Source organism: Fictibacillus enclensis, assembly GCF_030123385.1.
Lineage (GTDB): Bacteria > Bacillota > Bacilli > Bacillales > Fictibacillaceae > Fictibacillus_C > Fictibacillus_C enclensis.
This window is the reverse complement of sequence record NZ_CP126109.1, coordinates 2861625-2887009: the sequence shown is the minus strand read 5'-3', so window position 1 is coordinate 2887009 and position 25385 is coordinate 2861625. Positions and strand designations below refer to the sequence as shown.

Annotated in this window: 29 protein-coding genes and 1 riboswitch; of the genes, 26 read left to right on the top strand and 3 right to left on the bottom strand. The window is 45.9% G+C overall.

What is annotated here, in order from left to right; all coding sequences use genetic code 11:
- The first annotated feature begins 30 nt into the window (after positions 1-30).
- Positions 31-116: riboswitch (glycine riboswitch) on the top strand.
- Positions 117-323: 207 nt separating this feature from the next.
- Genes gcvT through gcvPB form a run of 3 tightly spaced genes read left to right on the top strand, consistent with a single transcriptional unit; the run spans position 324 to position 4246 of the window.
- Complete coding sequence (gene gcvT, locus QNH15_RS15155) at positions 324-1421, top strand: glycine cleavage system aminomethyltransferase GcvT (RefSeq protein ID WP_283889179.1); 1098 nt, start codon at positions 324-326, stop codon at positions 1419-1421.
- A gap of 27 nt (positions 1422-1448) precedes the next feature.
- The gene (gene gcvPA / locus QNH15_RS15150; RefSeq protein WP_283889178.1) at positions 1449-2789 is read left to right on the top strand and encodes an aminomethyl-transferring glycine dehydrogenase subunit GcvPA; all 1341 of its coding nucleotides are present in this window, start codon (positions 1449-1451) and stop codon (positions 2787-2789) included.
- Complete coding sequence (gene gcvPB / locus QNH15_RS15145) at positions 2789-4246, top strand: aminomethyl-transferring glycine dehydrogenase subunit GcvPB (protein ID WP_283889177.1); 1458 nt, start codon at positions 2789-2791, stop codon at positions 4244-4246. The genes gcvPA and gcvPB overlap by 1 nt, the downstream gene beginning before the upstream one ends.
- A 51-nt stretch (positions 4247-4297) precedes the next feature.
- On the opposite strand, the gene QNH15_RS15140 is transcribed toward gcvPB, so the two are convergent.
- Positions 4298-4675: a rhodanese-like domain-containing protein gene (locus QNH15_RS15140; protein ID WP_283889176.1), complete on the bottom strand. Its 378-nt coding sequence runs from the start codon at positions 4673-4675 to the stop codon at positions 4298-4300.
- A 151-nt stretch (positions 4676-4826) separates the two neighbouring features.
- Here QNH15_RS15140 and QNH15_RS15135 point away from each other — a divergent pair, with 151 nt between their 5' ends.
- The 4 genes from QNH15_RS15135 (at position 4827) to QNH15_RS15120 (ending at position 10144) form a co-directional block, all read left to right on the top strand.
- Positions 4827-5663 (top strand): lipoate--protein ligase family protein, encoded by an 837-nt coding sequence (locus QNH15_RS15135; RefSeq protein WP_283889175.1) that lies wholly within the window; start codon positions 4827-4829, stop codon positions 5661-5663.
- 337 nt (positions 5664-6000) lie between these two features.
- Positions 6001-8559 carry a vitamin B12-dependent ribonucleotide reductase gene (locus tag QNH15_RS15130; protein WP_283895590.1) on the top strand — a complete coding sequence of 853 codons (2559 nt, stop codon included), beginning with the start codon at positions 6001-6003 and terminating at the stop codon, positions 8557-8559.
- Between the two features lie 148 nt (positions 8560-8707).
- Positions 8708-9136, top strand: coding sequence for a transcriptional regulator MntR (gene mntR, locus QNH15_RS15125; protein ID WP_129475122.1), 429 nt, complete (start codon positions 8708-8710; stop codon positions 9134-9136).
- Positions 9137-9217: 81 nt separating this feature from the next.
- A complete protein-coding gene (locus QNH15_RS15120) occupies positions 9218-10144 on the top strand; it encodes a patatin-like phospholipase family protein (protein WP_347343344.1) in 927 nt (308 codons plus the stop codon).
- On the opposite strand, the gene QNH15_RS15115 is transcribed toward QNH15_RS15120, so the two are convergent.
- Together QNH15_RS15115 and QNH15_RS15110 are read right to left on the bottom strand one after the other, a co-directional pair.
- Positions 10141-10500 (bottom strand): SA1362 family protein, encoded by a 360-nt coding sequence (locus QNH15_RS15115; protein ID WP_283889174.1) that lies wholly within the window; start codon positions 10498-10500, stop codon positions 10141-10143. The genes QNH15_RS15120 and QNH15_RS15115 overlap by 4 nt on opposite strands.
- Before the next feature lie 12 nt (positions 10501-10512).
- Entirely contained in the window at positions 10513-11463 is a 951-nt protein-coding gene (locus QNH15_RS15110) for a DUF1385 domain-containing protein (protein ID WP_283889173.1), read from the bottom strand.
- 188 nt (positions 11464-11651) lie between these two features.
- Here QNH15_RS15110 and QNH15_RS15105 point away from each other — a divergent pair, with 188 nt between their 5' ends.
- The 19 genes from QNH15_RS15105 to QNH15_RS15015 all read left to right on the top strand — a co-directional run bounded on the left by QNH15_RS15105 (position 11652) and on the right by QNH15_RS15015 (position 25156).
- Positions 11652-12152 (top strand): YqhR family membrane protein, encoded by a 501-nt coding sequence (locus tag QNH15_RS15105; RefSeq protein ID WP_283889172.1) that lies wholly within the window; start codon positions 11652-11654, stop codon positions 12150-12152.
- Between the two features lie 67 nt (positions 12153-12219).
- A complete protein-coding gene (gene aroQ / locus QNH15_RS15100) occupies positions 12220-12648 on the top strand; it encodes a type II 3-dehydroquinate dehydratase (RefSeq protein WP_129475128.1) in 429 nt (142 codons plus the stop codon).
- Positions 12649-12674: 26 nt separating this feature from the next.
- A complete protein-coding gene (locus QNH15_RS15095) occupies positions 12675-13748 on the top strand; it encodes a M24 family metallopeptidase (protein WP_283889171.1) in 1074 nt (357 codons plus the stop codon).
- 19 nt (positions 13749-13767) lie between these two features.
- Positions 13768-14325 (top strand): elongation factor P, encoded by a 558-nt coding sequence (gene efp / locus QNH15_RS15090; protein ID WP_061970972.1) that lies wholly within the window; start codon positions 13768-13770, stop codon positions 14323-14325.
- A 124-nt stretch (positions 14326-14449) separates the two neighbouring features.
- Positions 14450-15397 (top strand): stage III sporulation protein AA, encoded by a 948-nt coding sequence (spoIIIAA, locus tag QNH15_RS15085; RefSeq protein ID WP_283889170.1) that lies wholly within the window; start codon positions 14450-14452, stop codon positions 15395-15397.
- Positions 15394-15906, top strand: coding sequence for a stage III sporulation protein SpoIIIAB (gene spoIIIAB, locus QNH15_RS15080; protein WP_283889169.1), 513 nt, complete (start codon positions 15394-15396; stop codon positions 15904-15906). Before spoIIIAA ends, spoIIIAB begins: the two co-directional genes overlap by 4 nt.
- A 17-nt stretch (positions 15907-15923) precedes the next feature.
- Entirely contained in the window at positions 15924-16130 is a 207-nt protein-coding gene (gene spoIIIAC / locus QNH15_RS15075) for a stage III sporulation protein AC (protein WP_061970965.1), read from the top strand.
- A 14-nt stretch (positions 16131-16144) separates the two neighbouring features.
- Complete coding sequence (gene spoIIIAD, locus QNH15_RS15070) at positions 16145-16534, top strand: stage III sporulation protein AD (protein WP_061971686.1); 390 nt, start codon at positions 16145-16147, stop codon at positions 16532-16534.
- A 42-nt stretch (positions 16535-16576) separates the two neighbouring features.
- Entirely contained in the window at positions 16577-17743 is a 1167-nt protein-coding gene (gene spoIIIAE, locus QNH15_RS15065; RefSeq protein WP_283895586.1) for a stage III sporulation protein AE, read from the top strand.
- Positions 17744-17755: 12 nt separating this feature from the next.
- On the top strand, positions 17756-18400 hold the full coding sequence (gene spoIIIAF / locus QNH15_RS15060) for a stage III sporulation protein AF (RefSeq protein ID WP_283889168.1): 645 nt from the start codon (positions 17756-17758) through the stop codon (positions 18398-18400).
- Positions 18378-19037 (top strand): stage III sporulation protein AG, encoded by a 660-nt coding sequence (spoIIIAG, locus tag QNH15_RS15055; protein ID WP_283889167.1) that lies wholly within the window; start codon positions 18378-18380, stop codon positions 19035-19037. The genes spoIIIAF and spoIIIAG overlap by 23 nt, the downstream gene beginning before the upstream one ends.
- Before the next feature lie 3 nt (positions 19038-19040).
- Positions 19041-19583: a SpoIIIAH-like family protein gene (locus tag QNH15_RS15050; protein ID WP_061970955.1), complete on the top strand. Its 543-nt coding sequence runs from the start codon at positions 19041-19043 to the stop codon at positions 19581-19583.
- 265 nt (positions 19584-19848) lie between these two features.
- Entirely contained in the window at positions 19849-20349 is a 501-nt protein-coding gene (gene accB / locus QNH15_RS15045; protein WP_283889166.1) for an acetyl-CoA carboxylase biotin carboxyl carrier protein, read from the top strand.
- Positions 20350-20360: 11 nt separating this feature from the next.
- Positions 20361-21722: an acetyl-CoA carboxylase biotin carboxylase subunit gene (gene accC, locus QNH15_RS15040; RefSeq protein WP_283889165.1), complete on the top strand. Its 1362-nt coding sequence runs from the start codon at positions 20361-20363 to the stop codon at positions 21720-21722.
- A gap of 17 nt (positions 21723-21739) precedes the next feature.
- Entirely contained in the window at positions 21740-22147 is a 408-nt protein-coding gene (locus QNH15_RS15035) for an Asp23/Gls24 family envelope stress response protein (protein ID WP_061970948.1), read from the top strand.
- A 143-nt stretch (positions 22148-22290) separates the two neighbouring features.
- Positions 22291-22686 carry a transcription antitermination factor NusB gene (gene nusB / locus QNH15_RS15030; protein ID WP_061970946.1) on the top strand — a complete coding sequence of 132 codons (396 nt, stop codon included), beginning with the start codon at positions 22291-22293 and terminating at the stop codon, positions 22684-22686.
- A gap of 12 nt (positions 22687-22698) precedes the next feature.
- Positions 22699-24048 (top strand): exodeoxyribonuclease VII large subunit, encoded by a 1350-nt coding sequence (gene xseA, locus QNH15_RS15025; protein WP_283889164.1) that lies wholly within the window; start codon positions 22699-22701, stop codon positions 24046-24048.
- Positions 24041-24277, top strand: coding sequence for an exodeoxyribonuclease VII small subunit (locus QNH15_RS15020; protein WP_061970942.1), 237 nt, complete (start codon positions 24041-24043; stop codon positions 24275-24277). Before xseA ends, QNH15_RS15020 begins: the two co-directional genes overlap by 8 nt.
- Positions 24278-25156, top strand: a complete 879-nt coding sequence (locus tag QNH15_RS15015) for a polyprenyl synthetase family protein (protein ID WP_283889163.1) — start codon at positions 24278-24280, stop codon at positions 25154-25156.
- The last annotated feature ends 229 nt before the right edge of the window (positions 25157-25385 follow it).

Below are 25385 nucleotides of genomic sequence, written 5' to 3'. Positions count from 1 at the left end.
GGACGACGGACGAAAATAACATACTTGCGAATGAAAGCAAGAGGAGAGACTATTTCGGTAGCGCCGAAGGAGCAAGCAGGAGCGAAACTCTCAGGCAAAAAGACTCTTGTTTGACGCGTCTCTGGAGAGCGTCCACTATGGACCACCAACGAAGAAACGAAGGGGCATGCCCCTTTCCAAACTTACTGGTTGAAGGACAGAGGGATACCTGATTAATGGTATTTCTCTGTCCTTTTTTGTGTTTTCCATATTCTGCAGGCGATGGTTTATTTACTTGGAATTGTTTGAATATTACCACTGATGGATGAAAGGGAGGAAACGTAATGAGGGACTTAAAGCGCACACCACTTTTTGACATTTACAAAGGGCATGGCGGGAAAGTCATTGACTTTGGAGGCTGGGAGCTTCCTGTCCAGTTTTCCCGTATTGGTGAGGAACACGAAGCGGTTCGTACGAAAGCGGGGCTGTTTGACGTTTCGCACATGGGAGAATTTGAAGTAAAAGGAGAACGGGCAAGCGCCTTTTTGCAGCGCATGCTTACTAATGACCTTTCCAAATTAAAGGAAGGCGGCGCTCAGTATACCGTGATGTGCTACGAAAACGGCGGCACCGTAGATGACCTGTTGGTGTATAAGTACAGCGACCAGCACTACTTGCTTGTTGTCAATGCCTCCAACATCGAAAAGGACTTTGACTGGCTACAGTCCCATCTTGGTCAAGGGGTCGAGCTTACCAATATTTCTGCAGAAACCGCCCAGCTTGCGTTGCAGGGACCACTCGCAGAACGTGTACTGCAAAAGCTGTCAGAGACCGATCTGTCCTCCATTGGCTTTTTTAAATTCAAACGTGATGTCAGCCTTCAGGGTATCCATGCGCTCGTATCGCGCACGGGCTATACAGGCGAAGACGGATTTGAAATTTATTGTTCTCCTGAAGCGGCGGTCAAGCTTTGGGATATGATTCTTGAAGCGGGCAAGGAAGAGGGTGTGGTTCCTTGCGGATTGGGTGCACGTGATACTCTCCGTTTTGAAGCAAAACTTGCGCTTTACGGACAGGAGCTCACAAAAGACATTACTCCGATCGAAGCAGGGATCGGTTTTGCGGTAAAAACGGATAAACAAGCTGACTTTATCGGCAAAGACGTGTTGAAGAAACAGAAGGAAGAAGGAGCACCAAGAAAACTGGTCGGGCTTGAGATGATTGATAAAGGGATTCCGCGTTCTCATTATGAAGTGTTCAAGGATGGCGAACAGATTGGTGAGGTTACAACCGGAACACAATCACCAACCTTGAAGAAGAATCTGGGCCTCGCGCTCATAAAAACGGAATTTGCCGAATTAGGAACCGAAGTCGACGTGCAAATCAGACAGAAACGCTTGAAGGCGGTTGTTGTAAAGTCGCCATTTTATAAACGCAGCTAATCAAAGCCCCAAAGGGAGGACACAGTTATGACATTTCGTTATTTGCCAATGACCGAGCAAGACAAAAAGGAAATGATGGAAGCGGCCGGCATTTCATCCACAGAAGAACTGTTTAAAGACATTCCGGAAAACGTTCGTTTTAAAGGCGATTTGCAGATCGAACCAGCACTGCCTGAGCCGGAGCTTGTAAAATATATGTCTATGCTGTCGCAGAAAAACATCAACACCAAGGAGTATGCAAGCTTTTTGGGAGCCGGGGTGTATGATCACTATACGCCTTCTATTGTAAACCATGTGACATTGCGTTCTGAATTTTATACCGCTTATACTCCTTACCAGCCGGAAATCTCGCAAGGGGAGCTGCAGGCCATCTTTGAATTTCAAACAATGATCTGTGAGCTGACAGGCATGGATGTGGCGAATTCCTCGATGTATGATGGCGGAACCGCTTTTGCAGAAGCTGCTCTTCTTTCTGCAGGACAAACAAAACGCAAAAAAATCATCGTATCCAAAAGTGTCCATCCCGAATCACTTGCAGTGCTTCAAACGTATGCCAACGGACAGCGACTTGAAGTGGTGGAAGTGGGCACTAAGGATGGATTGACGGATCTGGAAGAATTGAAAAACACGGTGGACGATGAAACAGCCTGTGTTCTCGTTCAATATCCGAACTTCTTTGGCCAGGTGGAACCGCTAAAGGACATCGAAGAAATCGTTCACAGCCAAAAAGCGATGTTTGTCGTTTCAAGCAATCCGCTTTCTCTCGGTGTATTGACGCCTCCTGGAAAATTCGGAGCGGACATTGTTGTAGGTGATGCACAAGTATTTGGAATTCCTCAGGGGTTCGGTGGCCCGCACTGCGGTTATTTTGCTGTAACCAAAAAGCTGATGAGAAAGGTGCCGGGACGGCTTGTCGGCCAAACGGTGGACGAAAACGGGAAACGCGGTTTTGTTTTAACCCTTCAGGCGCGTGAACAGCATATCCGCCGTGATAAGGCGACGTCCAACATTTGTTCCAACCAGGCGCTGAATGCGCTGGCTGCATCTGTTGCCATGACAGCCCTTGGCAAGCAGGGAATAAAAGAGGTTGCTGTTCAAAACATCCAAAAAGCACACTATGCCAAAAACATTCTCTCGGAAAAAGGATTCAACATTCCATATGAAGCGCCATTTTTCAATGAATTTGTCGTGAAGCTTAATGGTCCGGTCAAAGAAATCAATAAAAAGCTGCTTGAACACGGAATGATCGGCGGCTATGACCTTGGAAGGGACTTTCCTGAACTCGAAAATCATATGCTGATTGCCGTAACCGAACTGCGCACAAAAAGCGAGATTGATAAACTGGCAACCGTATTGGAGGGGCTATAATGAACACTCAAGATCAGTCACTTATTTTTGAACTATCGAAAGAAGGCAGAGTGGGTTACAGTCTCCCGGCTCTCGATGTTCCGGAAGCAGACCTCAGTTCGCTGCTGCCGGATGATTACGTCCGCACCGAACATGCCGAGCTGCCGCAAGTTTCCGAGCTGCAAATCATGCGTCACTATACCGCGCTTTCCAAACGTAATCATGGCGTTGACTCAGGATTTTATCCGCTCGGCTCGTGCACGATGAAATACAATCCGAAAATCAATGAAGATGTGGCCCGTTATGCCGGTTTTGCACAAATTCATCCGCTTCAGGAAGAAGAAACGGTTCAAGGTGCCATGGAGATGATGTATAACCTGCAAACGTCACTGGCCGAAATTACAGGAATGGATGAAGTGACGCTTCAGCCTGCTGCCGGTGCCCATGGGGAGTGGACCGGGCTGATGATGATCCGTGCCTACCATGAAGCCAATGGAGATCAAAAGCGCACGAAGGTCATCGTACCCGATTCCGCACACGGAACTAATCCTGCATCAGCAACAGTCGCCGGTTTTGACTCGATCACTGTAAAATCAGATGACCGCGGATTGGTGGATCTTGATGATCTGAGACGTGTGGTCGGGGAAGATACAGCTGCACTCATGCTGACGAACCCGAATACGCTCGGCTTGTTTGAAGAGCACATCCTTGAGATGGCGGCAATCGTTCATGAAGCAGGCGGAAAGCTGTATTATGACGGTGCGAATATGAACGCAATTATGGGTTATACCCGCCCGGGGGATATGGGCTTTGATGTTGTCCATCTTAACCTGCATAAAACCTTTACAGGACCGCACGGCGGGGGCGGACCGGGATCCGGACCTGTTGGGGTGAAAAAGGATCTGATTCCATTCCTTCCGAAGCCGGTATTGATGAAAAAAGGGGAAGGTTTTACGTTTGAATACGACCGTCCACAGTCCATTGGCCGGGTAAAACCGTATTATGGAAACTTTGGCATCAATGTTCGGGCGTATACGTATATTCGCACAATGGGGCCGATTGGACTGAAACAGGTGTCCGAGTATGCGGTGCTGAATGCCAACTATTTGATGAGAAGGCTTGAGCCGCATTTTGATCTGCCGTTCACCCAGCATTGTAAGCATGAGTTTGTTTTGTCCGGAAAAAGGCAGAAGAAGCTTGGTGTTCGAACCTTGGATATGGCGAAACGCCTGCTTGATTTCGGATATCACCCGCCTACGATCTATTTCCCGCTGTCTGTCGAAGAAGCGATCATGATTGAGCCGACGGAAACCGAATCCAAGGAAACGCTCGATGAATTCATCGATGCTATGATCCAAATCGCAAAAGAAGCAGAAGAGTCACCGGAGGTTGTACAGGAAGCGCCTCACTCCACTGTCGTTAAGCGGCTGGATGAAGCAATGGCTGCCCGTAAACCGGTATTACGTCATGTTAAGTAGAGAGTAATAGAAAAAGGTTCGGGGAAATGATCCCGAACCTTTTATTTACGTTTATGAAGATTTTACCTTGCCTGTCCATTTTTTAAATCCGCCTCGTAATTGAGAAAGATCTGTATATTTGTTTTTTCGCAAGAATTGGGCCGCTCTGGCGCTGCGCATGCCGCTTTCGCAATATAGATAAACCGGCTTGTCCGGGCGAATTTCCATTTTTCGCTGCTTCATCTGAGTAAGGGGAATGTTTCTAGCGCCAAGGATATGCCCTTTTTTGAACTCATCCGGTTCACGCACATCAATCAGCTGGGCTTTTCGGTAGCCAGCTCTAAATTCCTCTTCACTCAACGTCTTCAAGAATCTTTTTTGGTTCAGGGCAGTTACTACGAGATAAACAAGTATGGCTGCCAAAATAACAAGAACGATAATCCATTCCATATGCTTGCACTCCTTTTTTATATCTCCTTTAATTATATCTTCACCGACCGCCAGAATCAAAAGAATAATATTAAAAATTGGCAGTACTTTGTGTTTTGACAGAAGGTATAGTTTTGATAAACTAGTAAGGTATCAAAAAGGAGATAGTTATATGGAAAGAGAAAAGTGGTTATTCATTGATTCAGGAAATTGCGATCCTGCCTACAATATGGCGTTGGATGAAGCGTTGCTGACATGGCACAGCGAAGGAAAGATTCCCCCTGTTATCCGGTTTTACGGATGGAATCCCGCGACCTTGTCCATTGGTTATTTTCAAAAAGCTGAGAAGGAAATCAACCTTGAGGCGGTAAAACAATACGGACTTGGTTTTGTGCGCAGGCCAACCGGCGGACGCGGCGTTCTCCATGACAAGGAGCTTACATACAGTGTGATCGTGAGTGAAGAGCATCCTAACATGCCAAAAACGGTAACTGAAGCGTACCGTGTCATTTCTGAAGGTATTCTGCAGGGATTCCGTAATCTTGGCCTCGAAGCCTATTTTGCCATTCCCCGTACTGAAGAAGAAAAAGCGGGCTTGAAAAATCCCCGCTCTGCCGTCTGTTTTGACGCTCCTTCCTGGTATGAGCTCGTGGTGGAAGGACGAAAAGTCGCCGGCAGTGCCCAAACCCGACAAAAAGGTGTGATCCTCCAGCACGGTTCCATCTTGCTGGATCTTGACGAAGACAAGTTGTTTGACCTGTTTGTCTATCCAAGCGACCGGGTGAGGGAGAGAATGCAAAGAGCATTTAAAAGCAAAGCGGTGGCGATGAATGAGCTCCGTGAAAAACCGGTTACGCCGGAAGAGGCTAAACAAGCTTTTCATGCCGGCTTTGAATCCGGTTTGAATCTTGATTTGCAGCCGTATCAGTTAAGCGACGAGCAAAAACGAGAAGTTGAACAGATTGCAGAAACTAGATATAGAAGCAAAGAGTGGACGTTCAGAAGATAAGGCGAAAATCGGGACAAGATTTTGTTGTCTCGGTTTTTATTTTTGGATGTCAAGACGGAAAAAATTTTCAGGGCTTTTTTTGACCCAACTTCAAAAAGCCTGTGGTTTCAACGTTCTTCCAAAACGGACATTTTTCAATCTTTAAATCTATGGGATTTAAGGTGGTTTGAGACAAGAAAAACAATTCATTCACTGTTTTTCTTACGAAAGCGTGGTTTTCCAAGTTTGACAACATAAATATTTTGACAACAGGTTTACCTATATATAGTATAGTGGTAACTTAACTACATACAACATATAGATAGAATCTTCTATTTTATTTACGAGGAGGAGAATGATGGGAGTAGCAGTACATGACCCTTCAGGAATCAACATTGAAATGCTGAATAAGGATATTGAGCAATTTCCTCAAGTACATCCGGTAACCAGCGACATGAAAACAGCACATAAGGGTGTATCCCGGCTCGTCATGCTGGACAGATACAGCTTTAAAGATACCGAAAGAAAAACGTTAAAGGAAGGAGACTTTGTCGTTCTGACGGTAAAAGAAGATCCGAAATTCCCGGCAAGAGGGCTTGGATACATCGTTAGCATCGATTGGGAAGCGAAAACAGCTCGTGTGCGTGTGGAAGATGAATTTAAAGCGGTGCTCGACAAGCTGGAAGAAGCGGAATCAGGCATCATTAACCGTTCGCTTGATGTGATGGACAAGCCGCTTGAGGTTTTTTATGAGCAGATTGCCAAGCGGAATGCAACAGGGCTCGCAAGCGTCGAAACGACCGAGGAAAAGCGCCTGGAATCCTTTGAGAAGTTCTATAAGGAACTTTCCGAGATGAACTTCATTCCTGCCGGCCGTGTTCTGTACGGTGCCGGGGCGGAAACGGACGTTACGTACTTCAACTGCTACGTGATGCCATATGTGAGAGACTCCCGTGAAGGAATCTCAGATCACCGCAAGCAGGTGATGGAGATTATGAGCCGCGGAGGCGGTGTTGGAACGAACGGTTCCACCCTCCGTCCGAAAAACGCGCTTGCCCGCGGAGTTAACGGAAAATCGTCCGGTTCGGTTTCATGGCTGGATGATATTGCGAAGCTAACGCATTTGGTAGAGCAGGGCGGGTCTCGCAGAGGTGCACAGATGATCATGCTCGCGGACTGGCACCCTGATATTATTGATTTCATCATTTCAAAAATGCAAAACCCAAGAATTCTTCGCTACCTTATTGAAAACACCGAGGATGAAAAGATTAAGCAGGTCGCTCAGGACAAGCTGAAATTTACGCCGCTTACTCCAACGGAAAAAGCAATGTACGAGGGAATTCTCCGTTACAAGGAAATCCCGGGGACAGGCGGATTTGATGCGGATGTTCATCGCGAAGCGGAGCGTATGCTTCGTGACGGCGGAACATACAGCGTCCATAATCCGGATTTCCTTACTGGGGCAAACATCTCTGTAACCATTACTAAAGATTTTATGGAAGCCGTAGAAAAGGATGCGGAATATGCTTTACGCTTCCCAAATGTTGAAAATTACACACCGGAAGAAATGAGAGCCTACAACGAAGAATGGCATGAAACAGGAGATGTTCGTGTCTGGGAAGAAAAAGGCTACAGCATCCGTGTTTACAAGCGCATTAAGGCAAGAGAGCTTTGGAACCTGATTAACATTTGTGCTACTTATTCTGCTGAGCCTGGTATCTTCTTTATCGATAATGCCAACGACAAGACCAATGCCGTTGCTTACGGCCAGAAGGTAGTCGCAACAAACCCATGTGGCGAGCAGCCTCTCGCACCATACTCTGTCTGCAATCTTGCTGCAGTTAACCTTGGCAACATGGCGGACAAAGTGAATAAAACGATTGACTTTGAGAAGCTGGAGCGCACCGTTGAAGTTGGCGTACGCATGCAGGATAACGTAATCGATGCAACTCCATACTTCCTTGAGCCAAACCGTACTCAAGCTCTTGGTGAGCGCCGTGTCGGCCTTGGAGTCATGGGTCTTCACGATCTTCTCATCTATTGTGAAACGATGTACGGGTCTGAAGAAGGAAATGCCATGGTTGATAAGATATTTGAAACTATTGCAACGACCGCTTACCGCACATCGATTGAGCTGGCCAAAGAAAAAGGCAGCTTCCCGTTTTTGGTGGGCAAGACAGAAGCAGAAACAAAACAGCTTCGTGAGAACTTTATCAAAACTGGCTATATGAAAAAACTGCCGGAAGATATCCACCAAGGAATCTTGAAAAACGGCATCAGGAATTCCCATTTGCTTACTGTGGCGCCAACTGGAAGCACCGGGACCATGGTTGGAGTCTCAACAGGATTAGAACCTTACTTCTCCTTCTCTTATTTCAGAAGCGGACGTTTGGGCAAATTTATTGAAGTGAAGGCTGACATTGTAAAAGAATACCTGGCCAACAATCCGGAGGCGGATGAAAACAACCTGCCTGAATTCTTTGTATCAGCCATGGAACTTTCACCGGAAGCACACGCTGATACTCAATGTGTCATCCAAAACTGGGTGGACAGCTCCATCAGTAAAACGGTGAACGCGCCAAAAGGCTACTCTGTGGACCAGGTGAAAAAAGTGTATGAGCGCCTTTACAAGGGCGGAGCAAAAGGCGGAACGGTGTATGTAGACGGAAGCCGTGATGCACAGGTGCTTACCCTAAAAGCGGAAGAATCCTTTGAGCAAACCGAGATGAATCTCGGCGAAGAGGAAAAGAGCAAGGTCGTTCTGGTGGACACCATTACGGATCTTCGCTCCACCGATGTTACGGTCGGAAACGAAGTGGGCAATACATGCCCTGTATGCCGAAAAGGAAAAGTTAAAGAAATCGGCGGCTGCAATACCTGCACAAACTGCAACACGCAGCTGAAATGCGGACTGTAAACGGTACGTTTATTGAAGAGGCAAGACCCACGGGTCTGCCTCTTTTTTTATGCAGGGGACTCATAAAATCCAAACTCCCTTGTCACACTATCTTTTGTATAGTAAAATTTTAGACAGAACAGTGAAAGAATGAATCGGAGGGAACAGCATGCCCCCAACACCGAGCATGGAAGATTATATCGAACGAATATACGCGTTAATTGAAGAAAAGGGATACGCAAGGGTTTCAGATCTTGCAGAAAGCCTGGAAGTCCACCCCTCCTCCGTTACGAAAATGATCCAAAAGCTGGATAAAGGAAAATACCTCGTTTATGAGAAGTATCGCGGTTTTGTATTAACTCCAAATGGAAAAAAACTAGGAAAACGCCTCGTTTATCGGCACGATCTGCTGGAAGGGCTTCTCAAGGTCATCGGCGTCGATGAAGAGAATATTTTTGAAGATGTGGAAGGTATCGAGCATCATTTGAGCTGGAATGCCATTGACAGGATCGGAGACCTTTTGCAGTATTTTGAAGAAGATCCGAAACGCATTGAAGCACTAAAAGAAGTGCAGCAAAGAAATCAGGAACAATCATAACTCTGTTGTGGTTGTTTTTATTTCGCCGTTTATCGAATATTGTACTTCCCCTCATGATTAGGATAATGATGGGGGGAGTGCATGATGAAGGTTGACGGCGTATTTTCGGGCGGTGGAATTAAAGGTATCGCATTGATCGGAGCCATTCAGGCAGCAGAAGAACGGGGAATCTCGTTCCATCGGATTGCCGGAACAAGTGCAGGGGCGCTGGTTGCTTGTCTGTTGAACGCAGGGTACAGTTCAAGTGAAATGAAAACATTGATTCATACGGCCGACCTCAAGCAATTTATGGACGAAAAAAAATCGCTGGTGCCGGTGCCATTCATGAACTGGCTGAAGGTATACTGGAAGTTGGGGTTGTACAAAGGGGATGCACTTGAAAAGTGGGTAAAAGAGTTGTTAAAGGCAAAGGGCATTGAGACCTTTGCTGATATTCCCGAAGGTTCACTGAAAATAGTAGCGTCAGATATCACTCGTGGCCGGCTGGTGGTGCTGCCAGATGATCTCCAGGAATACGGCCTGCTAAAAGAAAAGTTTCCAATTGCCCGTGCGGTCCGGATGAGCTGCAGCATCCCATACTTTTTTTACCCAATCAAGCTATACAACCGGATTGGTCAAAAAAGCTATATTGTCGATGGGGGTGTGTTGAGCAATTTCCCGATGTGGCTGTTTCAGCGCAAAGACCGGACATCAGAGCGGCCTGTCCTCGGGTTTCAGCTTAGCAGCTCCTATGGAAAGGTCCAGGCCCATCAGGTAAACAACGCGTTTAACCTGTTTAAGGCCTTGTTTCAGACAATGATGGAGGCGCACGATAACCGGCATATTTCCAACTACGATGCCAGGGATATTATTTTCATACCGGTAAAAGAGATTTCCGTGGTTGACTTTGATCTGACGGAAGAAACCAAAAATGCGCTCATGGATTTTGGTTATTTGCAGGGAGCAGCATTTTTGAACCGTTGGATTGCAGGCAAAAAAATATGGACGCCACAAAAAAATCGAGCTTAGAACGAAGCTCGATTTTTTTTCTTATTTTTCTTTCCTTCGATAACGGTAAGGTTATGCTCTCTTCTCCGCTTTTTAAACGCGGCCGGTTTATTGGGCGAAGTATTTTTTTTGACCGGAGCAACACTTTGGCTGTATTTCCGTTTGGACTGCTTGACGGCCTTTTTATATTTTCCATTTTCCCCCGGGCGGAACCGCTGGAAAATGAAATAGATGACAGCTATGACCAAACCGGCCATTAGCAGCTGCGTAAATAAATTTCGAGGTGAAGTAAACAATTGTGAAACAAGTCCAACTACTGCCAACACGATAATAACCCAAATCACTGGATGAAATGATCTTCGGTGCAACAGGTTCACCTCCTTGGAAAATTAAACGATTTTAGTAGTGTTTTCAATTTTTCTTTTTTCATGCTCCTCATCCCGCTTCAGCATTTCGGTAAAAGAAAGAATCGCTACTTCCGTCTGCTTTCGGTCAGGTTCCTTTGTTGTGAGAAGCTGAAGCCACAATCCCGGATATCCGAGATAACGCAACACAGGAATGTTTCTTAGTTTGTTTGTGATCTGCAGGACTTCAAAGGAGATGCCAAGGACCACAGGGATCAAGACGACCCGGTATATCACACGCTGCCACAAAGGGTCAGACGGTACAAACAGATAGACAAACACTCCAACGACTACCGTAAACAGTATAAAGCTGCTGCCGCACCGGTAATGCAGACGAGACTGCTTCTTGACATTGTCCACGGTAAGTTCATAGCCGTTTTCATAGGCATTAATGACTTTGTGTTCGGCCCCATGGTACTGGAATACCCGTTTTACAGTAGGAGTCATCGACACAAAGTAAATATAAGAGAGAAGAAAAAGAAATTTGAATAATCCTTCCAGCAGGTTTTGGCCAACATGGCTTTGAACCCAAGGCCGGAAAGCTTCTGCCAGGAATACGGGTACAAGAGTGAAAACAAATTTTCCAAAGAGGAAAGTCAGTACCCCGACAACCGCGAGGCTAAAAATGAACATGGCCTTGGATGAAGCTGGTTCTTCCTTTTTTAGTTCCTCTCCCGGTGTTACATTGTAGCGCTCGGTGGAAAAGTTCAGATGCTTGGTGCCGTTGGAGCTGGCTTCCAGAATCGCTGCGATTCCGCGGAGGAAAGGAATCTTTTTTATTTTGTTCATCCACGGGTTGTATGGCTTGAGCACTTCGTAATAATCAATGCTGTCATCATTTCTGCGGATGGCGGTGACGTATGTGTGCTTGCCGGCAAACATAACCCCTTCGACGACCGCCTGGCCGCCGTATGCCGGTTTCTTCTGATCTGTCATTTCTACACCTCTACCTTATTGTTTATAACTTTAATTCTACAGGAAAACGCTATAAACCTCTAGGCAATCGTGCTTTAACTTTATTTTTCCCATTTTATACAGTTTTAACACGGAATATTAATAGATCCTATGGTGATAAGAGATGAAGAAAAAGGGACATACTAAAAAATGGAGGTGTACTTTATATAATGTATGAGATGAACAGAGATAAAAACAAGCGGGATGAACCAAGTTCTTTCATGGGCAGGGTGGTCAGTGTGGGCTTTTTTGGCGGCCTGTTCTGGGGGATCATCGGCTTTTTTGCATACTACTTAAACTTGTCCAAAATTGGACCGGCATTGATCCTCGCTCCCTGGGCATTGGGAAAATGGAAAAGCCAGTGGTTAGGGCAATTGATCGGTGTAGTGGTCATTGCGCTGCTTTCCATTTTGGTCGCTATTGTTTACCGGTTTCTTTTTTCTCGGATAAAAAGTAAGTTTGCCGGTATTTTCTTCGGAGTTCTTCTTTGGGTACTCGTTTTCTATTTGCTGCATCCCATTTTCCCTGACCTTGAGCCAATGAATAAAATAGGCAGGAATACGATATCCACCACGTTGTGCCTGTACATTTTGTATGGAGTATTTGTAGGCTATTCCATTTCCTTTGAATATCAGGAACGACAAGAGGCCAAAAACGGACAAAGTACCTAACTATTCAAAAAAATAGGGGTGTGATAGAATGTTCATGGAACATTCTATTTTTTTGAGGGGACAATCGATGAAACGGATACTAGTTATAAATGGCCCAAATTTAAACAGGCTTGGCAAAAGAGAGCCCGGCATCTATGGCAAGAATGACCTGGCCTCCATTGAAGAGCGTCTGATCACGTTTGCGGAAGAAAACGGAGCTTCCGCAGTTTGCCGGCAAAGCAATCATGAAGGCGATATTCTGGATTGGATTCACGCTGCAGAGGACGAGTTTGAAGGCATTGTGCTGAATGCAGGCGCGTTTACTCATTATAGTTATGCAATACGTGACGCTATTGCCAGTGTGAATATCCCGGTTATTGAGGTACATATTTCAAATATTCATGCAAGAGAAGAGTTCCGCCACCATTCCGTCATCGCACCTGTCGCAGCGGGCCAGATCGCAGGACTGGGTGTAAAGGGCTACGAACTTGCTGTATTGGCGCTTCTTGGCGTGTGATTAAATAGAGGCAGGGAGGAAAAGGTATGTCAAAACTGGAGAAACTCAGAAATGGTTTTGAAAACCATAAGATCGATGGATTGATTGTCACATCCGCGATTAACAGAAGGTATCTCAGCGGGTTCACTGGAAGTTCAGGTGTTCTTGTGATCTCCGAAAAAGTAGCAAGGCTGATCACTGACTTCAGATATGTCGATCAGGCGGCAGAGCAAGCCAAAGATTTTGAAGTCATCAGACACAGCACGTCCATTCAGGAAACAGTGGCTGCTACGCTGAAGGAAATGGGCATCCAGAAAGCAGGGTTTGAACAGGATCACCTTACCTTTGCAGGATTTAAAACGTACGAAAAGTATGCAGGCGGTGTTGGGACAGAGCTTGTAGCGGTTTCCGGTCTCATTGAAAAATTACGCTTGATTAAGGATAATTCAGAGATTAAGATATTAAAGGAAGCTGCGCAAATTGCGGATGTGGCATTCTCGCATATCACGTCATACATAAGACCCGGAGTCACTGAGCTGGACGTTTCAAATGAACTTGAATTCTTTATGAGGAAAAATGGCGCTGATTCTTCTTCTTTCGATATTATCGTTGCTTCAGGCTTCCGGTCTGCGCTTCCCCATGGCAGGGCATCGGAGAAGATAATCAGCGAAGGGGAATTGGTCACCCTAGACTTTGGTGCATACTATAAAGGCTATTGCTCAGATATTACCCGGACGGTTGCTGTTGGTGAGATCACCAAGGAGCTTAAAACCATTTATGAAACGGTTTATGAAGCACAGGCAAGGGGTATGCAGGGAATTAGACCGGGAATGACAGGCAGACAGGCAGACGCCTTAACAAGGGATTATATCACGGAAAAAGGCTACGGCGAGCATTTCGGTCATTCCACCGGACACGGGATTGGCCTTGAGGTCCATGAAGGACCAAGTCTGGCAATCCATTCGGAAGTGGTATTGGAGCCGGGAATGATTGTAACTGTAGAACCAGGCATATATATTTCTGGTCTTGGCGGTGTAAGAATTGAGGATGATGCGGTGATTACGAAAGAAGGCAACGAATCACTGACACATTCTCCAAAAGAGCTTCTTATTTTAGGATAGATAATCAGGAGGAAAAACGATGATTTCAGTAAACGATTTTAGAACAGGTTTGACCATTGAAGTAGACGGCGGAATCTGGCAGGTAATGGAGTTCCAGCACGTGAAGCCAGGAAAAGGAGCAGCGTTTGTACGTTCCAAGCTTCGTAACCTTCGTACAGGATCCATTCAGGAAAAAACATTCCGCGGCGGTGAAAAAGTAGCCAAAGCCCACATTGAAAACAGAAAGATGCAATATTTGTATGCTTCCGGTGACACACATACGTTTATGGATAACGAATCATATGAGCAAACCGAGCTTTCCTCTGCACAGCTTGAGCACGAATTGAAGTTTCTGCTTGAAAACATGGTGGTCCAAATCATGCAATATCAAGGAGAAACCATTGGTGTTGAGCTGCCAAACACGGTTGAATTGGAAGTGACGGAAACCGAGCCTGGCATCAAAGGAGACACAGCTTCCGGCGGTTCAAAACCGGCTACGCTAGAAACAGGTTTAATTGTTCAGGTGCCTTTCTTCATCAATCAGGGAGACCGGTTAATCATTGATACACGTTCTGGAGATTACGTTTCAAGAGCATAGAAAAAGAAAAATCTAAAGCTTCATTCCCTAAAGGGAGTGAAGCTTTTTTGTTTGAGGCTGGGTGTCATATTGGGGGATGACAAGCCATAAGGTATAATAGCAATTTCTTTTTGGGGTGGTGCACTTGGAACAGGTATTAGCCGTATTGCCGGAAGCGGTTGGAGAGCTTATCATGCAGCTTCCGCAGGAGCGTAAGGAGCGGATCGAAGAAATCCGGTTCCGCCTGCTGAAACCGCTTGAACTCATTATCAATGGACGGCCGGAATTTCTCCTTGCAGGTGACGGCCCATATATTATACAGCCAGAAGACGGGGTACAGCTTCTTAATAAACTGAGCCGGTATTCCCTCTATGCCCTTGAAGAGGAACTGAAAAGAGGCTATATCACCATCAAGGGGGGACATCGGGTCGGACTTGCAGGAAAGGTGATCACAGAAAAAGGAGAAGTGAAAGCGATTCGGGATATCGGTTCCTACAACATCCGTATCGCCAGACAAAAAATCGGAAGTGCAGATCGCCTGGTATCCAGACTTTATGAAGATGGACACTGGCTTAATACGTTAATTGTCGGAGCTCCGCAAACCGGTAAGACCACCTTGCTTCGGGATTTGGCCAGAACGGCCAGTGCCGGCTGCCGTACGAAAAATATTCCCTCAAGCAAAGTCGGTATTGTGGATGAACGGTCCGAGATTGCAGGAAGCGTAAAAGGGATCCCGCAATTCGTGTTGGGTGAACGGGTGGATGTTCTTGATGCCTGCCCGAAAGCCGAGGGAATGATGATGATGATCCGTTCGATGAGCCCGGAAGTCTTGATTGTGGATGAAATCGGCAGAAAAGAAGATGTTGACGCCATCCTTGAAGCAATGAATGCGGGTGTGCAAATGATGATGACCGTGCATGGTTACTCACTTGAGGAAGCCCTGAGGAGACCCGCAATTTTTCCTCTTGCGGAAATGAAATTGTTTGACCGGTATGTGGAACTGACTCGGACAGGCAGACCCGGCACGGTTCAGGGAGTTTACGACAGGGACAGGAAGCCGCTTCCGATGGAACAAAGGAGCAGCAGCTTATGAGCTGGCTAGGTGCTGTCTGTATTTTTTTTTCAACCACATGGATTGGCTTCGAACTGGCTAAAAAAGTGCGTGAGCGGCCAAAGCAGCTCAGGCAGCTGAAAGTCGGCCTTCAATCGCTGGAAGCTGAGATCATGTACGGGCTTATCCCTCTGGATGAAGCGTTTCTGCATCTCAGCAGGCAGCTCAGTGGGCCGGTGGCTGAATTTTTCCTTCATGCGGGCAAGTCGCTTGAAGCGTCCGTATCTTCCGTCCAGGAAGCATGGGAAAACGGCTTGTCTCACTTGTCAGCGGCCTCATCATTTAAAAAAGAAGAGATTGAAATTCTCAGACAGTTTGGAGCAACGCTGGGACGGCATGACCGGGAAAATCAGCAAAAACAGATCCGGCTCGCGCTGGCTCACCTGGAGCGGGAACTCGCTGAAGCGAATGAAGCTCAACTGAAACACGAAAAGATGTATAAAAGCCTGGGGATCCTGTTGGGGCTGCTGATCATAATTCTATTGGTGTAGGCATGGGAGGAAAACAGATGGGTTTTGACGTTAATGTCGTTTTTCAAATCGCCGGTCTTGGCATCGTGGTAGCGATGCTTCACAGTGTTTTAAAAATGGTGGGTAAGGAAGATTATGCGAATTGGGTTACGCTGCTGGGCTTTATCGTCGCACTTTTTATTGTCATTTCGCTCTTGAGTGATTTATTTCAAAAAGTGAAGGGCGTTTTTCTTTTTCAAAATTGAAGGGGGTATCCAACATTGAAATTCTTCAAATTGTCGGATTAGGCCTGATCGGTACGTTTCTTGCCCTCATTCTGAAAGAACAAAAGACGTCCTTTGCCTTTTTGCTGACACTCGTTATCGGAATTTCCATATTTCTTTTTTTAATCGATCAGATTGCCCTCGTACTACGAATGCTTCAGCACCTAGCGGAGGAAGCCCATATTAATTTGATGTATGTAGAAACCATCATGAAAATTATCGGCATTGCGTACATCGCAGAATTTGGCGCGCAAATTACAAAGGATGCGGGCCAGGGGGCTATAGCAGCAAAAATAGAACTGGCAGGGAAAATTTTGATACTGGTGATGGCGTTGCCGATTTTATCTATCATTATTGAAACGGTCATTAACTTGATCCCCAGATAGGAGGTGAGGAAGACGGCATGGTTAAAAACAAAACCTAAAAAGGTGGTTGTACTGCTCTGCTTGCTTTTGGGATTTTACCTGTGGAACAGCGGCGGGGAAACTGTGCAGGCAGCCTCAATGACCGAGAACATTATGAACGAACAGCTGTCCAAGCTTGGGATAGATGATATTAAAGAGTATTGGACAACCATTATGAATGAATATGGAGGGTTTCTGCCGGAGACACAAAAGGGCACCTTGCTCGAATTTGTGAAAGGCGAAAAAGAGTTTAGCATCAAGGCGTGGGCCATTGGCATTTTAAAATATTTATTCTATGAAATTCTTGTGCAGGGAAAGCTGCTCGGCACGCTTATTCTGCTGACAGTGTTCAGCATGCTGCTGCAGACGATCCAAAATGCCTTTGAGCATCACAGTGTCAGCAAGGTTGCTTACGCAATTATCTATATGGTTCTGATCATCCTGGCCCTGAACAGCTTTCATGTCGCCATGCAGTATTCCAAGGAAGCCATTGAAACCATGATGAACTTTATGATGGCGCTTGTGCCTCTCCTGCTGGCGCTCATGGCAACGGTGGGAAGCATTACATCCGTTGCCTTTTTTCATCCCATTATTGTGTTTCTCGTAAATTCAAGCTCCATCCTGATCAATAGCTTTATACTTCCACTGTTGTTTCTTTCGGCCCTTTTAAGCATTGTCAGCACGTTGTCCGAACACCATAAAGTCACTCAGCTGGCCAAGCTGCTCCGGTCTCTTGGCATGGGGGCGCTGGCTGTGTTTTTCACCGTATTTCTCAGTGTCATCTCTGTTCAGGGGGCTACGACGGCTGTAGCAGACGGCATAACGGTGAAAACCGCCAAGTTTATCACAGGCAATTTTATTCCGGTGGTGGGGCGGATGTTTACCGATGCGACCGATACGGTAATGAGTGCCTCTGTTTTACTCAAAAATACAGTCGGCATCGCCGGTGTGGCTATTCTTTTTCTGCTGGCTGTGTTTCCGGCCATCAAAGTGCTGGCCATCGGTTTGATCTACAGCTTTGCAGCCGCCGTTCTTCAGCCGCTGGGAGGCGGGCCAATCATTGAATGTCTGGGCATTATCGGCAAGAGCGTATTTTATATCTTTGCGGCACTTGCGACAGTATCCATCATGTTCTTTATCGCTGTCACTGTTATTGTCGCTGCGGGCAATCTATCATTAATGATTCGATAGCAGGAGGCGGGTATGGAATTTTTGACCGACTGGATCTCGAATATCGTGCTGATTATTCTGCTTTCTGTCATCGTCGATCTGCTTTTGCCGAATAACGGCTTTCAGAAATATATCAAAATGGTAGTCGGCCTTCTTCTCATTCTTGCCATTCTTAATCCTCTCCTGAAAGTCGCCGGTTCCAACGTCGACAAGGTGTTCGAGAAGATTGGCATTGATTCAAAAGTCAACGAGAGCGAGATAAAAAATTCGATAGATACAAAGAAAAAAGAAATACAAGACTCTCAGTCTGCATATATTTTAGAACAAACGCGTGTCCACATGGAGAACCTGGTGAAAGAGGAGTTGAAGGCCCGCTATGAAGTAACCATTTCCGATCTTGTTCTGGTTCCGAAAAAGACTGCCGGCAACACATCCAATCCTGATGATATCCAGTCGGTTCAGGTTACCCTGGCAGCGGCAGCGAACGAAAAACAGATTACTGTTCCTGCCGTAAAGAATGTGGAAATCAATGCGGAACAACCTGTCCAGGAAGAACGGGCTCCATTTCAGTCCAAGCCTGTGCAAGCGTTCCTGGCGAAAAAATGGCAGATGAAAGAAAAAAATGTAGTGATCTTTACGGAAGGAGGAGAAGAGCATGGAGAAAAAAAGAGGCAGTAAAGGATGGCTTCAGAAATTAATGGACGTGCTTCCGGGAGTCAAAAGCAATAAAGGGCCTCCTCCTTATATATGGATTCTGCTGCTCTTGGGATTTGCCATCATGATTGCCAGCAAGCTTTTTACTCCATCTTCCGGGGATCAGGCCAACCTTCCTGCCATGTCCGTAACAAAGCCGGATGAATCAAAGACAGTCTTTAAATCATCAGGAACCTCTTCCGCCAAAAAGTTCAGGGACTTTGAAGACACTTATGCCACACAGCTGAAGGACATTCTTGAACAGATATCCGGTGTGCAAAAAGTCAGGGTTATGGTAACGCTTGACACGACAGAAATCAAAGAAATTCAAAAGAATGAGAGGAGGCAGAACCAGACAACAAAAGAATCCGATAAAAACGGGGGAGAACGCACAATTAACGATTATAAAACCGATGAAGAAGTAGTGACCATAAAAAGTGGGGATGAAGAAAAACCCATAGTGATTACAACAGAGAAACCAAAGGTTCGAGGAGTTATCGTTGCGGCAGAAGGCGCTGAAAATTTGCGCGTCAAGGAAATGATCATTGATGCTGTAACCAAAGTATTTGATATTGGAAGCGACAAAGTCTCGGTCATACCGAAAAAATTTGAGGGGGAATAAGGAATGCTATTAAAAAAACAAACCGTCTGGCTGCTGACCATGCTCAGTTTGATCATTGTTTTGTCCGTCTATTATATTACGGCCCCGGGATCAGGGGATGATCTGGCCTACCTTGAAAAAGGGAAAAATACGGCCAAGCAGGAGCAGGGAGCAAAATCGAAGAAAAACTCCGATGCGGCGGTCACCTCTGCTGCCAGTGATGACTTGTTTACAGCGTTGCGCATGAAAAGGGATGAAAGCCGTGATGAGTTGAGCAGCCAGTATACGGCGGCCATTGCCTCACCGAATGCATCTGCAGAAGTTCAGGCAGAAGCGCTTGCCAAGATTTCCGAGCTTCAGTCACTTACAATGAAGGAATCCACCCTGGAAACGCTGATCAAGACGATGGGATATGATGATGCATTGGTCAATACGATGGATAATGAAGTAAGAATCATAGTAAAGGGCAAGAAATCTTCCAAAGAAGCAGTAGCCATTATGAAGAAGGCAGAAGAACAATTGGGCAACAAACAGGTAGCAGTAGAGTTTCAAAGTAAATCAAAATGAGCCGGGGAAATGATCCCCGGCTTTTCTTTTTCCATTCTTATACAGGGTATGTGAAAGCGGAACGTTGGTCAAGCTGTTAATAGAGAAAATGAGGAGCGAACGCTTACAAAACAGCTTGATTTCGTGTAGTATGTACTTGTAGAGCGATTAAAACTATTATTTGATCCTCAATTATGATATGCTTTGCTAGTACCAGGTAACAAAAGAAGGTACTAAATCAAAGCTTACAACACCGTTTATAGATGAACAAAGGAGTGGAAGTAGCGTGTTGAAGATACAAGAAATCCGAGAATTGATTAAACTAATTGACAAATCCAGTATTGATGAATTTCAATTTGAAAATGACGGAGAAAAAATTGTCCTGAAGAAAAATGAAGTCAAAATTCAGCAGGCTGCTGAACCGCAAGCTCCTGCCGCAGTTCCTTTTGCGCCTCCAGCACAAACGGCGCCATCCGTACCGGCACAGCCAGCCCCCCAAGAATCGCCTGAGGCTCCAGCTGCGGAAAAGACACAGGAAGATGCGAATTTACATAAAGTCGAATCTCCAATGGTAGGTACCTTTTATGCATCACCTTCTCCAGAAAACCCTGCCTATGTGAAAATAGGAGATAAGGTCAGCAAAGACTCCATCGTTTGCATCATTGAAGCGATGAAGCTGTTTAACGAAATTGAAGCAGAAGTAAATGGGGAAATCGTTGAAATCCTTGTTGAAAACGGGCAGCTCGTTGAATATGGACAGCCCCTCTTTTTAGTTAAAGCGGAATAGAGGTGTCCAACATGATTAAAAAGCTGCTAATTGCCAACCGGGGAGAAATTGCTGTCCGGATTATCAGAGCATGTAAGGAATTGAATATCGAAACGGTGGCTGTCTATTCGGAAGCGGACAAAGATGCGCTTCACGTCCGCCTGGCCGATGAAGCGTATTGCATTGGTCCGAAATCATCCAAGGACAGCTATCTGAACTTTACCAACATCATGAGCGCAGCAATGCTGACAGGTAGCGATGCGATTCATCCGGGTTACGGATTTTTGGCGGAGAACGCCGATTTCGCGGAAATTTGTGCAGAATGTAATGTGAAGTTTGTAGGACCGAGCGCGGATGCCATTAATAAGATGGGCATAAAAGACGTTGCCCGAGCGACCATGAAAGAAGCAGGTGTGCCGATTGTTCCGGGTTCTGAAGGCATCATCTCCGGAAAAGATGAAGCCATTGAACTTGCGGAAGAAATTGGGTATCCTGTAATTATAAAAGCAACAGCCGGCGGAGGCGGAAAAGGAATCCGTATTGCGAAAACAGAAGCTGAACTCGTGAAGGGAATCAACATCACCCAGCAGGAAGCCGCTACAGCATTCGGTAATCCGGGAGTTTATATTGAAAAATACATTGAGGATTTCCGCCATGTTGAGATCCAGGTGCTGGCAGATAACTATGGGAACGTGATCCACCTTGGAGAACGGGATTGCAGCATCCAGAGAAGACTGCAAAAGCTTCTTGAGGAAACACCATCACCGGCGATTTCTCCTGAAAAACGCCAAGAGATGGGTGCGGCCGCGGTTAAGGCTGCAGAGGCTGTTAACTATTCAGGTGCAGGCACAGTAGAATTTATTTTTGACCATAATACCGGTGATTTTTATTTCATGGAAATGAACACAAGGATCCAGGTGGAACATCCCGTTACAGAAATGGTAACAGGCATTGACCTTATCAAACAGCAAATTCGTGTCGCTTCAGGTGAACATTTAAGTGTGACACAGGAAGATATCGAGTTTCAGGGATGGTCGATTGAATGCCGTATCAATGCGGAAAATCCGGATAAAAACTTTATGCCATCAGCAGGGAAAATCGAAATGTATCTTCCTCCCGGTGGCTTGGGTGTCCGGGTTGATTCTGCCGCATACCCGGGGTATACCATACCTCCCTATTATGATTCCATGATTGCGAAAGTGATCACTTACGGAAACACGAGACAGGAAGCGATCGATCGCATGAAAAGGGCGTTGAATGAATTTGTCATTGAAGGCGTGCATACAACAATTCCGTTCCACTTGCGTCTTTTAAACCACGCGACGTTTGTAAACGGCGACTTTAATACAAAGTTTTTAGAGATTCATGATTTGACGTCAAAGTCGGTCAATTAGGCATGGAGGTGTAATCAATGAGTGAGCTTACATTTGAGATGGAAGAACATCATTCAGAACTTGGAAGGGTGGAAATTTCACCTGAAGTGATTGAAGTGATTGCAAGCATTGCAGCCTCGGATGTTGAAGGTGTTGCATCCATGAGAGGGAATTTTGCAACCGGCGTAGCGGAACGTTTCGGCAAGAAGTCCCACAGCAAGGGTGTGAAAGTTGAGCTTGGTGAAGAAGGAATCGCCATAAGTGTTTATGTGATCATGAACTATGGGGTTTCCATTCCGGAAGTGGCTCAGAATATTCAGGATCATATCCGTCAGGGATTGAAGAATATGACGGCCCTTGAAGCCAGTGAAATCAACATTTTTGTCGTTGGCGTGCAATTTGACACAGCCAAAGAGAAGACGCTGGAAGCACCTGAAGCATATTGAGGAAGGGGATTCTTATATCCCCTTTATTTTTTTGAGAAAAATGAGTTGTATTGCAGTAAATCTGGAACCTGCGTTGTTAACCTTTTACTACATGTGATATGATTTCATTTATATTAAGGTACGAAGCAGAAAGGACGTAAAAGATGAAACGTAGACTTGCAAGAGAAAAGGCATTTCAGTCTTTATTTCAAATCGAAGTGAGTGATATTGAACCGGAAGCTGCCATAAAGCATGTTTTGGAAGAAGGAGAAAGAGAGGACGAATTCCTTCACCATCTTGTTTTTGGAACAATGGAACACAAAAAGGAAATCGACGAACTGATTTCCAGCCATCTGGAAAACTGGAGTTTTTCACGGCTGGCAAATGTGGAAAAAGCGGTATTGCGTCTCGCTGTTTACGAAATGCAGTTTCTTGATGATATTCCGGTTAATGTCTCCATGAATGAAGCGATTGAACTTGCAAAGGTCTTCGGTGGAGAAGAGTCAGGGCGTTTTGTTAATGGCGTGCTCGTCAAAGTCGTACAGCATTTTTCAAAATAAGGAGACATTTCTGTGCAAAATGACCGTTATGTAACGATAAGTTCGGTTACCCGTTACATTAAGCGGGTATTTGAAGAAGACCAAAATCTCAATAATGTCTGGGTCCGCGGAGAACTGTCCAATGTGAAACGACATAGCCGCGGTCATTTGTATTTCACGCTCAAAGATGAACACAGCAGAGTGAATGCTGTCATGTTTGCCGGCAACAACCGCTTTCTTTCCTTCCATCCAGAAAACGGGATGAAGGTTTTGATTCAGGGTGAAATGTCGGTTTATGAACCTCAGGGACAATATCAGCTGTATGCCAGGTCGATGAAGAAGGATGGTGTGGGGAACCTTTTTCTTGCCTATGAAGAGCTGAAAAGGAAGCTGGAAGAAGAAGGTCTGTTTGATGCTGCTATTAAAAAAGAAATACCATCCTTTCCTTCTGAAATTGGTGTTATTACTTCGCCGACCGGTGCTGCAGTAAGGGATATTATTACCACCATCAAGAGGAGATTTCCCGTGACCAAGGTGACGGTATACCCGGTTTTGGTCCAGGGGGCAGGAGCAGCTGCTTCTATCGCCTCAGCGATTGAAAAGGCGAATGCCGGCTCCGCGCATGTACTTATTGTAGGGCGCGGGGGAGGTTCAATCGAGGAGCTGTGGGCCTTCAACGAGGAAGTGGTGGCCCGTGCGATTCACCGGTCAGTGATCCCTGTTATTTCGGCAGTCGGCCATGAAACCGACTTTACAATCGCCGACTTTGTCGCGGATTTGCGGGCCCCTACACCTACTGCGGCAGCGGAATTAGCGGTGCCCCATATGGATGAACTTCAAGACAGGCTTACGCAGCGGACGATGAGGCTCAGGCGTGCGATGGGTGAGCAGATTGCCCAATACCGAACACAGCTGTCACGGCTGCAGAAATCGTATGCCTTCCGCTATCCGGATCAACTCATCAAGCAAAAAGAGGTAGAACTGGACCGGGTGATGGAATCCATGACACGGGAAGTCCAGCGGAATTTTGATTTGCAAAAGAACAAGATAAGTGAGCGTCAGAAACAGCTTTCTTATTTTTCTCCGGCGGATCAGATTCAGAAATGGAAAGAAAGACAATCGAAGCTGGGAAGATCGCTTTCACGCTCGATGCTGCAGCAAATAAAAAACAGCCAGACAGGTTTCCAGGGGAAGCTGTCGCGTTTGAACGCACTTAGCCCGCTCGCTGTTATGGAGAGGGGCTACAGTCTTGTCTATACAGAAGAAGAACAACTTGTAAAGAGTGTGGGACAAGTCCAGCCTGGAGATAAAGTGACTGTAAGGCTTCAGGATGGAAAACTGGATTGCCAGGTATGGGGATTGGAGGAGAAAAACAATGGCTGAACAAAAAAATATTACATTTGAAGCAGCGATGGAACAGTTGGAGCAAATCGTCGAGCGTCTGGAAGAAGGAGACGTTCCATTGGAAGAAAGCATCGATTTGTTTCAACAAGGGATGGCTTTATCGAAGGTCTGCCATTCCAAATTGCAGAACATCGAAAAGAAAATGGATACAATCATGAAAGACAATGGAGAGTCCGAACCTTTTCTTGTTAAGGACGATGAACAATAGATGAAGATACAAGATTACCTGAAAGACAAAAAACATTTGATTGATGAATACCTTCCTTCTTATATAAAGGATAAAGCCATTCCATCCCATTTGAAGGAAGCCATGCTTTACTCGCTTGAAGCTGGAGGGAAACGGCTTCGCCCCATTTTAACGCTCTCCGTGCTGGAAGCCTTCGGACAGAGAGCTGAAATGGGGATGGAGGCGGCGTGTGCGCTTGAAATGGTTCATACCTATTCCTTGATCCATGACGATCTCCCATCCATGGATGATGATGATTTACGAAGGGGAAAACCCACAAATCATAAAATGTTCGGGGAAGCGACCGCTATTCTTGCCGGTGATGCCCTTTTGACCATGAGTTTTCAGTTGATTGCCCAAAGCAGCACGTATACCTCCGGTCATAAAGTTGAACTTCTTTCCTTATTGGCTGAAGCAGCCGGAGCTGAAGGAATGGTGGCGGGTCAGACCGTGGACATGGAATCGGAAAACATGGATCTTACTCTCGATGAGCTTCAGTCCATACATGAAAGAAAAACGGGCCGTCTTCTTGAGGCGTCCGTCCTTTTTGGCGCCATTTTGGCCAATGCCTCCGAACACGATTTCGCACAGCTTAGTGCGTTCAGCCGACATCTTGGCATCGCATTTCAGATTCAGGACGATATCCTCGATGTGATGGGGGACTCAGAGCTGATGGGAAAATTGGCAGGAAGTGACGAGCACAATATGAAAAGTACGTATCCGAAGCTGCTCACACTTGACGGTGCTAAAGAACAGCTTGCCCGCCATCTTACGCTCTCCAAAGAAAATCTGAGAAAAGCGGATGTAGATCCAGTCATACTTGAAGGCATAGCTGATTATATTGTAAATAGAAACCATTAAGGTTTTGGGCTTATTGTTGGCTGTCCGATTTTATGGTATGATAAGTAATATTTTGGAGTGGTGCAGTATTCTAGTCAGTCTCCCATTCCTGAAGGCGGGCCTAAAAATCCGCCAAAGGGCACATCGATGAAGTTCCTGGTGCCGGCTTGAGGCGCCCAGCCTTGGGTTGACGCTGGGAGTTAAGGTCGCAGGGCGATCCACAATGGCATGTGGGCGATGACCCTGCTTC

Excerpts from the sequence above, each read along its gene's own strand:
- gcvT (WP_283889179.1), top strand. The coding sequence starts at position 324 with ATGAGGGACTTAAAGCGCACACCACTTTTTGACATTTACAAAGGGCAT.
- gcvPA (WP_283889178.1), top strand. The coding sequence starts at position 1,449 with ATGACATTTCGTTATTTGCCAATGACCGAGCAAGACAAAAAGGAAATG.
- gcvPB (WP_283889177.1), top strand. The coding sequence starts at position 2,789 with ATGAACACTCAAGATCAGTCACTTATTTTTGAACTATCGAAAGAAGGC.
- QNH15_RS15140 (WP_283889176.1), bottom strand. The coding sequence starts at position 4,675 with ATGGAATGGATTATCGTTCTTGTTATTTTGGCAGCCATACTTGTTTAT.
- QNH15_RS15135 (WP_283889175.1), top strand. The coding sequence starts at position 4,827 with ATGGAAAGAGAAAAGTGGTTATTCATTGATTCAGGAAATTGCGATCCT.
- QNH15_RS15130 (WP_283895590.1), top strand. The coding sequence starts at position 6,001 with ATGGGAGTAGCAGTACATGACCCTTCAGGAATCAACATTGAAATGCTG.
- mntR (WP_129475122.1), top strand. The coding sequence starts at position 8,708 with ATGCCCCCAACACCGAGCATGGAAGATTATATCGAACGAATATACGCG.
- QNH15_RS15120 (WP_347343344.1), top strand. The coding sequence starts at position 9,218 with ATGATGAAGGTTGACGGCGTATTTTCGGGCGGTGGAATTAAAGGTATC.
- QNH15_RS15110 (WP_283889173.1), bottom strand. The coding sequence starts at position 11,463 with ATGACAGATCAGAAGAAACCGGCATACGGCGGCCAGGCGGTCGTCGAA.
- QNH15_RS15105 (WP_283889172.1), top strand. The coding sequence starts at position 11,652 with ATGTATGAGATGAACAGAGATAAAAACAAGCGGGATGAACCAAGTTCT.
- aroQ (WP_129475128.1), top strand. The coding sequence starts at position 12,220 with ATGAAACGGATACTAGTTATAAATGGCCCAAATTTAAACAGGCTTGGC.
- QNH15_RS15095 (WP_283889171.1), top strand. The coding sequence starts at position 12,675 with ATGTCAAAACTGGAGAAACTCAGAAATGGTTTTGAAAACCATAAGATC.
- efp (WP_061970972.1), top strand. The coding sequence starts at position 13,768 with ATGATTTCAGTAAACGATTTTAGAACAGGTTTGACCATTGAAGTAGAC.
- spoIIIAB (WP_283889169.1), top strand. The coding sequence starts at position 15,394 with ATGAGCTGGCTAGGTGCTGTCTGTATTTTTTTTTCAACCACATGGATT.
- spoIIIAC (WP_061970965.1), top strand. The coding sequence starts at position 15,924 with ATGGGTTTTGACGTTAATGTCGTTTTTCAAATCGCCGGTCTTGGCATC.
- spoIIIAF (WP_283889168.1), top strand. The coding sequence starts at position 17,756 with ATGGAATTTTTGACCGACTGGATCTCGAATATCGTGCTGATTATTCTG.
- spoIIIAG (WP_283889167.1), top strand. The coding sequence starts at position 18,378 with ATGGAGAAAAAAAGAGGCAGTAAAGGATGGCTTCAGAAATTAATGGAC.
- QNH15_RS15050 (WP_061970955.1), top strand. The coding sequence starts at position 19,041 with ATGCTATTAAAAAAACAAACCGTCTGGCTGCTGACCATGCTCAGTTTG.
- accC (WP_283889165.1), top strand. The coding sequence starts at position 20,361 with ATGATTAAAAAGCTGCTAATTGCCAACCGGGGAGAAATTGCTGTCCGG.
- QNH15_RS15035 (WP_061970948.1), top strand. The coding sequence starts at position 21,740 with ATGAGTGAGCTTACATTTGAGATGGAAGAACATCATTCAGAACTTGGA.
- nusB (WP_061970946.1), top strand. The coding sequence starts at position 22,291 with ATGAAACGTAGACTTGCAAGAGAAAAGGCATTTCAGTCTTTATTTCAA.
- QNH15_RS15020 (WP_061970942.1), top strand. The coding sequence starts at position 24,041 with ATGGCTGAACAAAAAAATATTACATTTGAAGCAGCGATGGAACAGTTG.
- QNH15_RS15015 (WP_283889163.1), top strand. The coding sequence starts at position 24,278 with ATGAAGATACAAGATTACCTGAAAGACAAAAAACATTTGATTGATGAA.